Genomic DNA, 14,270 nt, shown 5'->3' with positions numbered 1-14,270 from the left:
TCAAAAAAGGGAAGTGATGTCACTACCCTTTTTACTTTATCAAGCCCTAATCTTGTTCGGCCTCAGAGCTAAGTGCTTTGCGTGCAGCCTTGGTCAGTCTAACAAGTTCCATTCTCACTGCTTTACTATCCATACACACGTTTTCAAACTGAACATAGTAGTTTTTGTCATTGGCGCGAAGATAACATCCATCGAGGACAATGGTTGTCATGATGACGTCGTCAGCTTGCACTTGGTGGATCAGGTTCAGCATAAGCTGGTTGGCATCAGCATGGTCGTCATTCATATGTTCAACCATGCGCTTTTCATCTTCTAGCGTCCATTCTGGCTCTTGTGCATGCCATTCGTTTTCTTCTATCCAGAAGATATGACCAAATCCACCAATGTAACGAACGCGCTTTACTTCCATGCGCCATAACTGAAAGTCATGGGCTTGGCGGTAAGATATGGCTTCAGGGTATTGACGCTCATAGCGCTCAAGCAAGGCTTCTGACTCTTCAGCAGGCACCGGCACTGCATCACCAACGACAGTTACTCGTGCGTGTGCATTTTGGTCACCTTGATCAGCAGCATCAAATACGGTCGCACACATGCGGCTATCTTCAGTAAGGTTTCTTGAATGTTGCGCTATCCCTGCAATATAAAAAATTAGCCTACCTTGATTGTCCGTCATAAAAGGAGACACAGATCCAAAAGGGTAGCCCTGTAGGTTTTTAGAAATAGTTGAGATCACACAGACAGATGACTGTCTTACTAAGGTGCGTGCTTCAAAAGCGGCTTGTTCACGCATTGGAGGCTCCTGTTAGCGGTTCTGAAAAAATCATAGGGATTTCAAAGCTGGGGTGCAAGTTAATTTGCATGCCAGCACGGTATATTGGTTGCAGCACCTCAGGACGTAAGACATCCTGTGGCTTGCCGTCGTGATAGATGACGCCATGGTGCAGCAGTAAAATTCTGTCAGCATATAATGATGCTAAGTTTAAGTCGTGTAATACAGCAATGACGGTATTACCTTGCTCCGCAAAAGATTTCGCTTTGCTTAATGTCATATGTTGATGATGCAGATCCAATGCCGAGGTTGGTTCGTCCAGTAACATCAACTTGCCTGACGTTCCAGGCTTATGTGCATCAAGCTGCGCAATGCAACGTGCAAATTGCACACGTTGAAACTCACCGCCTGATAGTACGGTAACATCTCTGTCAGCTAACGTTTCTAGAGACATTTGCAGGATAACCTCATTGACCACTTCAGCCTGTGCTGATCTAGTCTCGTGATAGGGGTAGCGCCCCATTGCAATCAATTCTGCAGCACTAAAAGAAAAATTGACACGGTTGTTTTGCAGCAGCATGGCGCGTTTGGTCGCCAGTTGCTGAGGGTCAAGTTGATGGATCCGCTGATCGTGAAATAACACATCACCTGAATAGGACAGATCATCACATATTGCGCTCAATAAGGTCGATTTACCCGCACCATTCTCTCCAAGTAAGACAATAAATTGACCTTGCTGCGCAGCAAAAGACAGATCGTGAATAATGCGCTTGTTTCCGCGCGTAATCGAGATATTGTTACACTCAAGCATGAGCACCTCGCTTTTGTTTCACTAATTGATAGATAAAAAATGGCGCGCCAAATAGCGCAGTGACAATACCTATCGGTAACTCAGAGGGTGCGACAATCAGGCGTGCTATCCAATCAGCAAGTAACATTAATAAGCACCCTAAAAGCATGCTCAGAGGGAGCATTTTTCGTAGATCTGGGCCCACTAATAAGCGCGCGATATGGGGAACAACCAACCCAACAAAGCCAATCATACCCGCCATAGCAACGGCACCACCGACACCGAGCGCAACGAGAAAGACAACTTCGGTTTTTAGGCGTTTCACATTAACACCTAGATGTCTTGCATCCCTTTCGCCAAGCATTAGTGCGTTTATTTGGCGTTTCTTCAAAATCAACATGATGGTACTGATGATGATAAGAGGAGCGCCGTAAATCATTGCTGACCAACTCGCGCCGCCTAAAGACCCCATCTGCCAATAAGTCATCAAACGCAATGAACTGTCGTCAGCAAAAAAGCTGAATAAGCCGATAATGGCCATGGCAATGGCATTAATGGCGACGCCTGCCAATAATAATGTTGTGATTTGAACCTGACCTTGATGATTGGCTAGACGGTAAATGACAGAAGTGATGGTTAATGCACCTACGAATGCGGCAGGTGCAACCATGGCTTCATTAATAAAGCTGACTTTGGGAGCGAGTGCGATAACGGCAATGGCAGCGACCGCCGCGCCACCTGTGACGCCCATTAAACTAGGATCGGCTAGCGGGTTGCGACATAGTGCCTGCGTTGCAGCGCCGCTGCAAGCGAGCACGGAGCCAACTAAAATGGCGAGTAGCAATCGAGGTAATCTAATTTGTGATACGACACTCATTTGCAGCTCATTAATATCCATTGTCATGGTATTGGGTAATATCCAAGCGATGGGCATTTTCCAATCCCACCCAACAGGACCGCTACTGAGAGAGAGCCAAGCAAGGCCAAGCAGCAATAAGCCGCTCAACCAGTACCACTTTAAATGTTGATTTGAATTTAAAAGGGGAAGTGCGGTGTTGCTCATAATGCCTGCTTACGATGAAATGCGTCTAGTTTGGCAATGGCTTCAGGTAATCGAGTAGTCATACCGAGTGCCATTAGAGAATCCATAACTAATAGACGACATTCCTTCGCAGCTGGGATTAAAGCAAGGGATGCTTGCTTACAGAACTTTCCTGGGCCGCCTGCGCCATAGACAACATGACTGGGTGCGACGATAAAGTCTGGGTTACTGATTAATAGAGCTTCACGGTTAAAGGGCTTAAAACCATTATGTACAGCGATATTTTCAATGCCCGTATAGTCAAATAAGACATCTGGTACAGTCTCTTTTCCTGCGACCATCACACCTCTTTCACCAGCAGAGAGAATAAATAATGCCTTCGTACCTGAGCGTTTAGATTTACTTGGCAATTGCTTTTTTAAAGAGTTGATTAGCTGTTCTGCTTGAGGCTTTTTATTGAGATCGGTTGCAACTTCGGTGATAAGAGAAAAAAGCCCTTGAACATGTTTTGGCTTTCCGTACAACTTGAGTAGAACTCCAGTGCTTTTAATTTGCGTGAGTACTTCAGGGCGGCCGGCGCCTTCTAGGGTCAAAACCATGGTTGGCTTTTGCGATAAAATACCTTCTGCGGCCAAATCACGATAATAGCCAACCTTTGGCAGAGTTGTTGCTTTTGGTGGCCATGTACTTGAAGTGTCTACTGCAACTACAGACTCACCTGCATTGAGCGCATAGACGATATCTGTAATGGTGCCACCTGCGACGACCAAGCGTTCTGCGTTCGCAGCGAAGCTACTCAGCATCAGTAAAATACCAATATAAAGGGTATGTTTCATTGTTCTCTCACGTGTTAATTACTTGAGTTTTTGACTCGTTACTGCTCGTTTGAAGGGCAGTTTGAGCGACTGATAAATCCCTTATGAGTCTGTGTATCCAATGGCGGTAATAATACATTCTCAAGAAACTAAAATCTACATGATTATAGAAATGCAAATAATTATCGTTTGTGATAGTTTAAAAATACCTTTATAGTGCACAGCGAAATTTATTCGTTCTTCCTGTTTGAGGTTAAAAGATAATGTTTAAACAAACTACTATTTCGCTAAGTATTGCAGCTGCGGTCTTTACTGCGCCAAGTTCAGTTGCGGAGCAATTTGAGAAAGACAGCGAGGTTATCGTAGTATCAGGGTCGCGTATTGAGCAAAAGCTTGAGGATGTTGCGGGCTCTGTGAATGTTGTCACCGAACAAGAAATTGAACGTGAGTTAGCAGTGGACTTAAATAGTGCATTTAAGTATCAAACAGGGATCACAACTACGGGCTCAACTGGTGAAGCCCAAGCGCTCAATATTCGTGGTATTGGTGGAAATCGTGTTGTTTACGTCAAAGACGGACGCCGCTTGAATGATGCTTATTCTGGTGGTGGCGGCTTAATCATTGGTCGCGGTTACTTTGATGTTGATAACGTAAAGCAAATTGAAGTGGCAAAAGGTGCTGCATCATCTCTTTATGGCTCTGATGCTTTGGGTGGCATTATTGTTATATCGACAAAAAATCCGTCTGATTACCTAGCTAATGAAGATAGTTATGCTCAAGTTGGTATTGGCTATTACGGCGTTAACTCGGAAAAAAGCGCCACAGCAACATTTGCTAAGCAACTTAGTGATCTAAACGCCACATCTATTCAAGTGACGCGTAGAGATGGCGAAGAAACGCAGAATTATCAAGAAAATCTTCCAGGATTTGACTACACATCAAATGCGTTATTGCTAAAGTCGGAGTTTAAATTGACTGACAGCGAGCGTGTTTTGGCGACGCTTGATTACTTTGACCAAGACAGCGAGCAAGTAATCACGGCAAATGAGTATGAAACAAGAGATGATAACGAAAGCCTTTCTTTGTCATTAGAGTTTGATACTTCAACAGCGACAAGTTTTTACGATAACTTAAGTACACAAGTTTATTATACTGACTTTGAACAGATCAGTAATCAGACTCGTGCTAATGATGGAAGTCGCAGCCGTATTGGGCCTTACACGGATTACAACGACTATCGTTTCGAGCAGTCTATTCTTGGTGCACGCTTAGTATTAGATAAGCAGCTAGAGTTTGGTTCTGTGTCACATCAACTTGTTTATGGTTTTGATTATGATGGTTATGAAACATCAAGACCTCGTCTAAAAACCCGAATTGATGCACAAGGTAATAAAGTGTTTGATAATGAGGGACAAAAAACATTCCCTGGTGCAGACACCACCATGTTAGGGCTTTTTGTACAAGATAATATTGCTTTGTCTGATGCTGTTACATTGAACGCGGGCTTGCGTCTTGATAAGTATGATATGGATGCAAAACAAAGCGAGCTTTATGAGGGCACAGAGTTTGGGGATATCAGTGAAACTGCACTATCGCCAAAGCTTGGTTTAGTATATGCAGTTTCAGATAATTTGAATGTGGTGGCACAGTACTCTCGTGGTTTTAAAATTCCACCTCATGATCTAGCATATCAAAGCCACGGTGTTGAACCTATTTACCAGATTTTACCGAACCCTGAGCTAGACCCAGAGACCAGTGACAGTATAGAGTTTGGTGTGAAAGGTGGTTTTGACTCAAAGCAGTTTTCTGTAACACTATTTAATACTAAGTTCGATGACTTTATAGGTAATAAGGTAGTTCGTGTTGAGCCTAGTCAAATACCTAACATGCCGCCTAAGACGTATTATCAGTACCACAATATTGGTGAGGTAGAGATTAAAGGATTAGAAGCGAACTTTACCGTTTGGGTAAATGATAATGTTTCTGTAGAAACTGGTCTTACATATGTACAAGGTAAAGATAAAGAAACTAACGAATATCTAAGTTCAATTAGTCCTCTAAACGGCTTTGCAAAGACGCGTTATGAAATGGACAGCTGGTCAGTTACAGCAGCGTTTAAAGCGGCTAAGCGTATGACTAAGGTTCCAACTGATGACAGAATTAAAACTGGTGGTTGGGGAACTGTCGATCTCTATGCTGAGTATGATTTCGGCAACCTGCGACTCAATGCAGGTGTCTTTAATCTGTTAGATAAAGAATATATTCCTTATGAAAGTGTTGCAGGGCAAGCGGCTGATGCGAACCTAGAGCAATACACACAGCCAGGACGTAATTTTGCGATTAATGCTAAATATACCTTCTAGGCGGTAATGTCTCCCTGCGAGCAAGGCGATATTCGCTTTGCTTGAGCATTTAAACGGGTGTTTTCAACAGCATCCGTTTCTTTATTTTGGCGGGTACGAAGCCAAATGATGATTGCATTTTAGGTCTAAACCGACCTAGGTATGTCAAGATTGAGAATTAAATCTAAAACATACTTGCATTGTTGAGAAAAACTCGTACAATTCCCCAGCTTCCCGTAGTGGGAAGTTATATCTTATTAATGAAAACAGTCAATCTATGTAGAGGACGGTATGGTAACTATTCGTTTGCAACGTGGCGGCGCTAAAAAGCGTCCATTCTATCAAATCGTGGTTGCGGATAGCCGTTTCTCGCGTGACGGTCGTTTCATCGAGAAAGTAGGTTTCTTTAACCCAATCGCTTCTGGTCAGGAAGAAAAACTTCGTCTAGATCTTGCTCGTGTTGATCACTGGGTAGGTCAGGGCGCATCTCTTTCAGATCGCGTAGCTAAGTTAGTTAAAGACGCTCGTAAAGCGGCTTAATAGGCGTAAGTGTAACCATGAGTCAAGATAACACCTCGACACTTGTTGTCGGCAAATTAGGTGCCCCTTATGGTATTAAGGGTTGGCTTAAGGTGCATTCATTTACTGATGATCCCCAAGGGATCTTCGATTTCAGCCCATGGTTGATAGGGCAACAAGGTAAATGGCAAGCACTTGAAGTGAGCGACTGGCGTCGCCACAACAAGGGTTTCATCGCTAAATTTGCGAACATTAACGACCGAGATGAAGCAATGGCTTATACCAATGCTGAAATTGCCGTTAATAGTGAGCAGCTTCCTGAATTACCTGAAGGGGAGTTTTATTGGCGAGACTTAATTGGTATGACGGTTGTAACCAATAAAGGTTATAACTTAGGTCATGTCGATGACCTTATGGAGACTGGCTCAAATGACGTTTTGGTTGTGAAAGCAAACAAAAAAGATGCATTTGGTCAGACTGAACGCTTAATTCCATTTTTGACAGATTCTGTCATTGTTGAAGTTAAGCATGAAGAACGTGAAATTACGGTTGATTGGGATCCAGCATTTTAATGAGTGAACAGCAAAAACTTTGGGTCGGCGTTGTATCGTTGTTCCCTGAAATGTTTGATGCAGTTACTCAGCAAGGTGTAACTGGTCGAGCTGTGAAAAACGGTTTGATTGAGTTCAATTGTTGGAATCCAAGAGAGTATGCGACCGACAAACATCGTACTGTAGATGATCGCCCTTATGGCGGTGGTCCAGGTATGTTGATGATGGTAGAGCCGCTTGAAAAAGCCATTCTAGATGCAAAAGCTGCAGCTGGCGATGGTGCAAAAGTAATTTACATGTCTCCACAGGGGCGCAAACTAGACCAACAAGGCGCTGCTGAATTGGCAACGTCTGAGAAGTTGATTTTAGTTGCGGGTCGATATGAAGGTATAGATGAACGGATCATCGAGTCTCATGTAGACGAAGAGTGGTCCATCGGTGATTTTATTCTCAGTGGTGGCGAATTGCCCGCTATGACACTTATTGACGCAGTCGCGCGATTAGTGCCAGGTGTGCTTGGTCACAATCAGTCTGCTGAGCAGGATTCATTTTCGGATGGCCTGTTAGATTGCCCTCACTATACTCGGCCTGAAACATTGGATGGAAAGCAGGTCCCTGCTGTATTACTCAGTGGGAACCACAAAGAAATTGCAAAATGGCGCTTAAAGCAGTCATTAGGCAGGACTTGGCTACGCCGTCCGGACTTGTTGCGTAACCTAGCTCTGACTGAGGAGCAAGCAAGGCTTCTCGCTGAATTTCAGCAAGAACATGAAGCTTGTGGCTAGAAGACAGTTACTCCTAGGAATGTGAGAAATAAAATGGCAAAAGTAAACCAAAATATTATTAAAGCGCTTGAAGAAGAGCAGCTTAAAAAAGACGTACCAGTGTTCGGCGCTGGTGATACAGTAGTTGTACAGGTACGTGTAAAAGAAGGTAACAAAGAGCGTCTACAGGCCTTTGAAGGTGTTGTAATCGCTAAGCGCAACCGTGGCCTTCATTCATCTTTCACTGTTCGTAAGATCTCAAACGGTGAAGGTGTTGAGCGTGTTTTCCAAACACACAGCCCAGTGGTTGATAGCGTTACAGTTAAGCGTCGTGGTGCGGTTCGTCGTGCTAAGCTTTACTACTTACGCGAGCGTTCTGGTAAATCTGCACGTATTAAAGAGAAACTTAACTAATACGCGCATAATACCTATGCTTAACAAACAGGCCGCTTTATGCGGTCTGTTTGGTTTTAGACTCTCACTTTTTCGATATTAGCCACCAAACTCACTTCAAAACACTTTCTTATTTTTTACTTAGTATAAAACTCCTGCGTTTGTACCCTACAATAGTATGAAGAAACAAATTGACGCTTTCTTAATAAAATTCGTCCTGTTAGACTGAGTGTAATTTATTATTTACTGGTGTAAATTAAGGTTTACGGTATGGGAATGAGAGAGAACTTAAGCCTAGATGAGCTGCGCATACAGATAGATCGTTGTGATAGTGAACTGGTGAGCTTACTTGCTGAGCGAAGAAGACTGACCGAACAGGTTGGTCAGATCAAACAACAGAAGGGCGCAGCGCTACATGCTCCAGATCGAGAGGCGGCGTTGATCGCTGCTCGCCGTCAGCAGGCCGAAGAGAAAGGCGTTAACCCGGAGTTGGTAGAAGATATTTTGCGTCGCATGATGCGTGAAGCTTATGAAAACCAACAAAGTAAATTGGCATGTGCAGCGCCACAACTTTCACCTATTGTGATTGTCGGTGGTCAAGGTGCGATGGGCCAGTTGTTTGCAAAACAGTTTAAACGTTCAGGGTATGAGGTAAAAATACTCGACAAATCTCAGCAAACGGATGCCAGCTCAGTGTTAGCAGGCGCTAAACTCGTACTGGTGAGTGTGCCTATAAACAGTTTAGATAAAGTAATAGCAGATTTGCCGCCATTAGACCCTGAATGCATTTTGGCAGATATTACCTCTGTTAAGCAAAGCCCTTTAAAAAGTTTACTCAATAAACACGCAGGCCCAGTGGTTGGCTTACACCCGATGTTTGGACCTGATATTTCGCATTGGGTTAAGCAAACTGTAGTTGCTTGTCATGGCCGTGATGAGAACGCATGCAGTGGGTTATTAAAACAGCTGCAAATATGGGGATGCCATATTGTGCCAATGGAAGCGAAAAAGCATGATCAAGCAATGCAGATTATTCAGGTTATGCGCCACTTAACAACGTTTGTCTATGGGCAGTTCTTAGCAAAACAGTGCCACACTCTGGAAGAGCTACGCAGCTGCTCATCACCTATTTATCAATTAGAACTAATGATGGTTGGCCGCTTATTTGCGCAGTCTCCGGAATTGTATGCTGATATCATGTTAGCTCAGTTCGAAGATGTCGAAGGGCTGCTTGCCAGCTATCAAGATACTTTTGCACAAACGCTGCAGAGCTTAAAGCAAGGTGATAAGCAGGCCTTGATCGATGGCTTTGATAAAGCACAGGCTTACTTCTCTAACAGTGCGTATACCTTCTTAGCGCAAAGCCGTGGGATTTTAAATAAAGCCAATGATGCGAAAGTGTTAGATGAGCTTGCTTCCTAAATTTGAAAAGCGCTATGTATATAGCGCTTTTTCCACTGTTTTATTTTATTACCCGTTCACGAAAACCTAAGGTTGACTATTAGATTGGGTCTACCGCTTTGAGCGACTCACTTTGATAACAGCCGAGTATTCTTACCGTTTGCGTGTGCGCTTTAAGGGCTTCAAGAGCTTTTTGAACAATTGGATCAGCAATGTTTGCTTGAAGGTCAACATAAAATATCTCTTCCCAAGGGTTACCTGGTACTGGGCGAGATTCAAGTTTTGTCATATTGATACTGTTCTCTTTAAACACCATCAATGCATCTGCTAGTGAACCGACATGCTGCTTGGTTGCCATAATAAGACTCGTTTTAGTGGGTATTTGAGTAGAGACTTGTAGTGGTTTTCTCGCCACAACAATAAAACGGCTGTGATTCTCAGCTTGGTTCGCTAGTTCACTTTTAATGACTTCTAAACCTTGGGCGCGACCAGACTGCGCAGAACCTATAGCGGCACTGTGCTCACATTCTGTGGCAAATTTTATAGCACTGGAGGTTGAATCACAGGTTTCATGAATGACATCTGCTAAGTTTTGTAAGAATCGGCTACACTGGGCAAAAGGCTGAGGGTGAGCAAATATCTTTTTCACATCTTTAAGTTCAGTGCCTGGCTTTGCTAGCAAGCAATGCTCTACGCTGTGTGTCACTTCTCCAACGATAGACACTTGCGCATGCTGCATTAAATCAAATACTTCGTTGATACTACCTGAACTGGTATTTTCAATTGGTAATATACCAAAGTCAGCTTTACCATGTTCCACAGATGTGGTGATTTCTTCAAATGTTTGACAGCCTAGTTCAACCACTTTGCCAGGACGTCGGCTAAAATACTTGTGACATGCCAGTTGGCTGTAAGAGCCCTGTCCACCGAGATAAGCTACTCGGTGGGTGTCATTCACTGCATCTGGATTTAAACTCTTTTGCAATAGAGCCTGCTGATTAAGAACAGAATCTTCCAAGATAACTTGGAAAACGTTGTTTATGTAAAACGGGTCAAGACCTAAAGATTTTCCGTAACTGATGAGCTTTTCAAGTAGTGCCAACTCTCGCTCTTCATCTCGAATTGGCTTATTGTTGTTTATTTTATACTCCAGTACTCCGTGGCTAATTCTTCTTCGTTTAGCCAGTAGCACTAATAGTTCAGAGTCTATTTCGTTAATCTCTGTTCTCAATGCATTTAAAGTATCTTGCGTCATGGTCCTCACTCCCATTTTGCCAAAAAAAAAGCCTCCCAAATGTTGGGAGGCTTAGCTATTCGTTTTCACGCGCAAACAGTTAAGCCTCTTCACCTAAAGAAGCTAAAAAAGAAAAAGTAGCGGCGCGTAAAATAGTTCATAATCTGTTCGTTTTCATATTCACAGTGTTATCAATATTATTAACACAGATATTAAGGCAATTACAACAAGCTATTTTAAATTTTACCAGAAATGCATTGGCTACGATTTGTCTGATCTGATATATTCAAAACAATAAATGAAAAAAAACATAACTGGGTAAAGAGTTTATCGTGGGCAATCGTCGTCCCCCTTCACGTTTTGGTGCTAATTCTCTAAGTGTGAAATTATCGATTTTGATTTCCGCCGTGTGTGTTATTGCGGGGGTGTTTGCTGCTGCTCTGATGTTAAAGTCTGAAGAGAAGCACCTTATAGAAGCTGAGTTTGTGCAACTACACGATTTAAGTGAGCAAATGCTTCAGCAGTTTGTTCAGTATCTAGAACTGAAAAAAAACTTAGCCCAGCAAACGAATGTAGTCGTGACAAAAAAGCTGCTTCCTGTTAACAACTCTCCCATTGCTGTTGATGTGCCTGTTAATGTACTGGATGGTAAGGTACATAGTGTTGCTGCAAATGGCATGTCAGCAGCGTATATATTAAAAGACTCATTGACTGACTCTGATAAGGCACTTTTCCAAAACTCAGAGATACTGTGGAATACACTATCTCCAATTCTATTGCAGGACTTTTTTAATTTTTATATCTATACCACTGAAAATTTTGTCCGGATTGCACCACCTAATTCTGTGCTTTTAGACAGTACACAAAATAGACAAGCCAATATTCATGCACAGCCACTTCTGCATGAAGAGTTAAATCCCACTCGGGAAGCAATTTGGTCTGATGTGCATCATGATCCTGTTTGGAATAAGTGGGTTGTGAGCATTTTGGTACCACTATACGAAGGGGATGAATATCGAGGCTTTACTGGCAGCGATTTGGAACTAGAAACCTTGTTGTCTCATTTACCAAAGCCGACAGCGGATCAAAGCTATATTATCTTCGATAAACAAGGACGAATAGTGTCTGCTCCCAATTTAATTGATGCGACAGATACGCCTGAATTAAAGACAAAAGAGGTTCTGCCAAAAGCGATTCAGCGTGTAATAGACACCGCATTGAAAGTGAGGCTACCAAGTTATCAAGACGAATTTATTCATGATAAGGCCGGTCATATTGCCAATGTGATGCACCTTGGAGAGCTGGACTGGTATGTGGGTATGTATAAACGCAGAGATACTGCTTTATATGCACTCGAAGAACTTAAAGTAAAGTTTTTTGGCTTATTTGTTTTGTATGCTGGTTTCGTCGCAATGTTATTGCATCAAGTGATTTATCACCTGATTTTGAAGCGTATAAATCAACTGGTAAAAGTGCTAATTAGTTTTGGACGCGGCCAGTGGGATCACCCTAAACTCACTGATAGTGATGATGAGATCGGACTCCTTAACGCATCATTTAATGATATGAGTGACGACATTAAAAAGTTGGTGAATGGCTTAAACCAAAGGATCAGTGAAAAGGAAATCGCTGAAAAAGCAGCAAATAGGTTGTCTAAAGCAGTTGCTTTCTCAGGCACTGGCGTGGTGATTACCAATGAACGTTTTAAGATAGAATACGTCAATCCTAAAATGGTAGAAATGACAGGATTCTCTGAGTCTCACTTTTTGGACTCTCCGTTACTAGGCATTATTTCAAACGAAATGGCGATTTTAATCGACGACATCGACTTTGATTTGAAAAGCCGAAATTACTGGCGTGGTGATACACTGCTACAAAGTAGTGATAACGAGCAAATTTGGGTGAGCTTGAGCATCTCTCCAATTCGAGAGAATGGGGGACGTATTTCAAGCTATGTTGCGTCTGCGCAAGACATCTCTTTTGTCAAAGAAAGCCAAAGAAAAATGGAGGAATTGGCTTATTTTGATACATTGACTGGACTCGCTAATCGTACTTTTTTCCGTATGCAATTGCGAAAGTCTATGGCGCTGGCGTCTCGGGGGCATTATGCATTTGCGTTGTTTTATTTCGACTTGGATGAATTTAAACGCATTAACGATACACTGGGTCATGATGCTGGAGATAGACTGTTAGTAGAAGTTGCAGACAGATTGAAGCAACGCCTCAGAGCGGAAGACACCATTGCCCGTTTAGGCGGTGACGAGTTTGCTGTTTTGCTCAGTGGAATAAGCACGCGAGATAATGCCATGGACGTTGCTCACACTATTCAAAAGACGTTAGGGCAGCCTATTCTGCTTGGTAACAATGAGGTGATAGTCAGTGCGAGCATCGGTATTACGCTTGCACCATTTGATAGCCAAGAAGAAGAGCAATTGTTAAAGCATGCAGATCTGGCCATGTATGAAGCAAAAGCAAAAGGCCGAAATACTTTCCACTTCTACTCACAGGAGTTGAATGCAGCAGCAAATGAGCGTCTGCACATAGAAAATGAGCTGCGCCAAGCCATCAAAAGTCAGCAATTCTCGCTGCAATACCAGCCTCAAATTGACAGCCGAACAGGGAAGATAGTGGGCTATGAAGCGCTGATCAGGTGGAATCACCCAACTGAAGGTAATATTCCACCAACGAAGTTTATTCCTATTGCAGAGGCTACTGGATTGATTGTAGAAATTGGCACATGGGTTTTAAAAGAAGCATGTCGCTTTTCTGCCGTACTTAAATCTAAAGGGTATACTGCAGACATTTCAATCAACTTGTCTGCTCGTCAATTTAAGGATTCAAATTTAATTGATACCATTTCTTACACTTTAAACGAAGTTGGACTTCCTCCATCAATGCTCCATTTAGAGCTGACAGAAAGTATGTTGATGGGGGATGTAGAAGCTGCTATTGAGCAGTTAAAAGAGATGAAAAAGTTAGGCGTATCATTGTCGATTGATGATTTTGGCACGGGTTACTCTTCACTCAGCTATCTGAAACGTTTCCCCGTAGATGTGCTTAAAGTGGATAGATCATTTGTTAAAGATATACCTCAAGATACGAACGATATGGAAATCACTGCGGCTATCATTGCTATGGCACAGAAGCTTAGCATGAAAGTGGTTGCTGAAGGGGTAGAAACTGCCGAGCAAGTGGCATTTTTGCAACGTAATAACTGTCATATAGTGCAAGGGTATTATTACAGTGCGCCATTGACGGAGCAGGGGGTGTTTGCACAGGACCCAGAAATAATGAAAGTAGCAGGGAATTAGCCCCCTGCGATTTTAACTTTAAACCCCTGTGCAATCAGTAGGCCTTTCAGTTTTTCTCTATCGTCGCCTTGAATTTCAATAACCCCATCTTTGACTGCACCACCTTGTCCCATCTTGCTTTTTAGTGTTTTTGCGAGTTTTTTCAAGTCATGTTCGCTAGGGTCAATCCCTACGACTAACATAACACCTTTACCCTTTCGCCCTTTGGTTTGACGCTCGATACGAATATGGCCATCTTTAAACAGCTTAACTTCATGTTGTGGCTGCTCGTCTTCTGGTTTAATTCGACCCAGCTCGGTAGAATATACTAAACGACCATCTGACATTACTTACTCCAAA

Annotated in this window: 13 protein-coding genes; 7 read left to right on the top strand and 6 right to left on the bottom strand. The window is 42.8% G+C overall.

Features of this window, described 5'->3' with window-relative positions; all coding sequences use genetic code 11:
- Nucleotides 1–46: 46 nt before the first annotated feature.
- From QNM16_RS08515 to QNM16_RS08500, 4 genes are read right to left on the bottom strand one after another with little or no spacing between them, the layout of a single operon-like run.
- Nucleotides 47–790: a HugZ family pyridoxamine 5'-phosphate oxidase gene (locus QNM16_RS08515; protein WP_284020090.1), complete on the bottom strand. Its 744-nt coding sequence runs from the start codon at nt 788–790 to the stop codon at nt 47–49.
- Nucleotides 783–1,580, bottom strand: a complete 798-nt coding sequence (locus tag QNM16_RS08510; RefSeq protein ID WP_284020089.1) for a heme ABC transporter ATP-binding protein — start codon at nt 1,578–1,580, stop codon at nt 783–785. The genes QNM16_RS08515 and QNM16_RS08510 overlap by 8 nt, the downstream gene beginning before the upstream one ends.
- Nucleotides 1,573–2,622 carry a FecCD family ABC transporter permease gene (locus tag QNM16_RS08505; protein ID WP_284020088.1) on the bottom strand — a complete coding sequence of 350 codons (1,050 nt, stop codon included), beginning with the start codon at nt 2,620–2,622 and terminating at the stop codon, nt 1,573–1,575. The genes QNM16_RS08510 and QNM16_RS08505 overlap by 8 nt, the downstream gene beginning before the upstream one ends.
- A complete protein-coding gene (locus tag QNM16_RS08500) occupies nt 2,619–3,437 on the bottom strand; it encodes a heme/hemin ABC transporter substrate-binding protein (RefSeq protein WP_284020087.1) in 819 nt (272 codons plus the stop codon). Before QNM16_RS08500 ends, QNM16_RS08505 begins: the two co-directional genes overlap by 4 nt.
- A gap of 242 nt (nt 3,438–3,679) precedes the next feature.
- Here QNM16_RS08500 and QNM16_RS08495 point away from each other — a divergent pair, with 242 nt between their 5' ends.
- The 6 genes from QNM16_RS08495 to tyrA all read left to right on the top strand — a co-directional run bounded on the left by QNM16_RS08495 (nt 3,680) and on the right by tyrA (nt 9,407).
- Nucleotides 3,680–5,779: a TonB-dependent hemoglobin/transferrin/lactoferrin family receptor gene (locus QNM16_RS08495; RefSeq protein WP_284020086.1), complete on the top strand. Its 2,100-nt coding sequence runs from the start codon at nt 3,680–3,682 to the stop codon at nt 5,777–5,779.
- 270 nt (nt 5,780–6,049) lie between these two features.
- Nucleotides 6,050–6,298: a 30S ribosomal protein S16 gene (gene rpsP / locus QNM16_RS08490; RefSeq protein WP_284020085.1), complete on the top strand. Its 249-nt coding sequence runs from the start codon at nt 6,050–6,052 to the stop codon at nt 6,296–6,298.
- A gap of 17 nt (nt 6,299–6,315) precedes the next feature.
- Nucleotides 6,316–6,849, top strand: coding sequence for a ribosome maturation factor RimM (gene rimM, locus QNM16_RS08485; protein WP_235405332.1), 534 nt, complete (start codon nt 6,316–6,318; stop codon nt 6,847–6,849).
- Nucleotides 6,849–7,613, top strand: coding sequence for a tRNA (guanosine(37)-N1)-methyltransferase TrmD (trmD, locus tag QNM16_RS08480; RefSeq protein ID WP_065791929.1), 765 nt, complete (start codon nt 6,849–6,851; stop codon nt 7,611–7,613). The genes rimM and trmD overlap by 1 nt, the downstream gene beginning before the upstream one ends.
- 33 nt (nt 7,614–7,646) lie before the next feature.
- On the top strand, nt 7,647–8,006 hold the full coding sequence (gene rplS, locus QNM16_RS08475; RefSeq protein WP_284020084.1) for a 50S ribosomal protein L19: 360 nt from the start codon (nt 7,647–7,649) through the stop codon (nt 8,004–8,006).
- Nucleotides 8,007–8,261: 255 nt separating this feature from the next.
- Nucleotides 8,262–9,407 (top strand): bifunctional chorismate mutase/prephenate dehydrogenase, encoded by a 1,146-nt coding sequence (gene tyrA / locus QNM16_RS08470; RefSeq protein WP_284020368.1) that lies wholly within the window; start codon nt 8,262–8,264, stop codon nt 9,405–9,407.
- Between the two features lie 79 nt (nt 9,408–9,486).
- Here the strand turns inward: tyrA and QNM16_RS08465 are convergent, their stop codons facing one another.
- The gene (locus tag QNM16_RS08465; RefSeq protein WP_284020083.1) at nt 9,487–10,641 is read right to left on the bottom strand and encodes a chorismate mutase; all 1,155 of its coding nucleotides are present in this window, start codon (nt 10,639–10,641) and stop codon (nt 9,487–9,489) included.
- Between the two features lie 311 nt (nt 10,642–10,952).
- On the opposite strand from QNM16_RS08465, the gene QNM16_RS08460 reads away from it, so the two are divergent.
- The gene (locus QNM16_RS08460) at nt 10,953–13,931 is read left to right on the top strand and encodes a bifunctional diguanylate cyclase/phosphodiesterase (RefSeq protein WP_284020082.1); all 2,979 of its coding nucleotides are present in this window, start codon (nt 10,953–10,955) and stop codon (nt 13,929–13,931) included.
- On the opposite strand, the gene yciH is transcribed toward QNM16_RS08460, so the two are convergent.
- A complete protein-coding gene (gene yciH, locus QNM16_RS08455) occupies nt 13,928–14,257 on the bottom strand; it encodes a stress response translation initiation inhibitor YciH (RefSeq protein WP_284020081.1) in 330 nt (109 codons plus the stop codon). The genes QNM16_RS08460 and yciH overlap by 4 nt on opposite strands.
- Nucleotides 14,258–14,270: the final 13 nt, after the last annotated feature.

Source organism: Pseudoalteromonas umbrosa (assembly GCF_030125375.1).
Lineage (GTDB): Bacteria > Pseudomonadota > Gammaproteobacteria > Enterobacterales > Alteromonadaceae > Pseudoalteromonas > Pseudoalteromonas umbrosa.
Note: the sequence above shows the minus strand (reverse complement) of the source record. Positions and strands in the feature narration are given on the sequence as shown.

Excerpts from the sequence above, each read along its gene's own strand:
- QNM16_RS08515 (WP_284020090.1), bottom strand. The coding sequence starts at position 790 with ATGCGTGAACAAGCCGCTTTTGAAGCACGCACCTTAGTAAGACAGTCA.
- QNM16_RS08495 (WP_284020086.1), top strand. The coding sequence starts at position 3,680 with ATGTTTAAACAAACTACTATTTCGCTAAGTATTGCAGCTGCGGTCTTT.
- QNM16_RS08510 (WP_284020089.1), bottom strand. The coding sequence starts at position 1,580 with ATGCTTGAGTGTAACAATATCTCGATTACGCGCGGAAACAAGCGCATT.
- trmD (WP_065791929.1), top strand. The coding sequence starts at position 6,849 with ATGAGTGAACAGCAAAAACTTTGGGTCGGCGTTGTATCGTTGTTCCCT.
- rplS (WP_284020084.1), top strand. The coding sequence starts at position 7,647 with ATGGCAAAAGTAAACCAAAATATTATTAAAGCGCTTGAAGAAGAGCAG.
- rpsP (WP_284020085.1), top strand. The coding sequence starts at position 6,050 with ATGGTAACTATTCGTTTGCAACGTGGCGGCGCTAAAAAGCGTCCATTC.
- QNM16_RS08500 (WP_284020087.1), bottom strand. The coding sequence starts at position 3,437 with ATGAAACATACCCTTTATATTGGTATTTTACTGATGCTGAGTAGCTTC.
- rimM (WP_235405332.1), top strand. The coding sequence starts at position 6,316 with ATGAGTCAAGATAACACCTCGACACTTGTTGTCGGCAAATTAGGTGCC.
- yciH (WP_284020081.1), bottom strand. The coding sequence starts at position 14,257 with ATGTCAGATGGTCGTTTAGTATATTCTACCGAGCTGGGTCGAATTAAA.
- QNM16_RS08505 (WP_284020088.1), bottom strand. The coding sequence starts at position 2,622 with ATGAGCAACACCGCACTTCCCCTTTTAAATTCAAATCAACATTTAAAG.
- QNM16_RS08465 (WP_284020083.1), bottom strand. The coding sequence starts at position 10,641 with ATGACGCAAGATACTTTAAATGCATTGAGAACAGAGATTAACGAAATA.
- tyrA (WP_284020368.1), top strand. The coding sequence starts at position 8,262 with ATGAGAGAGAACTTAAGCCTAGATGAGCTGCGCATACAGATAGATCGT.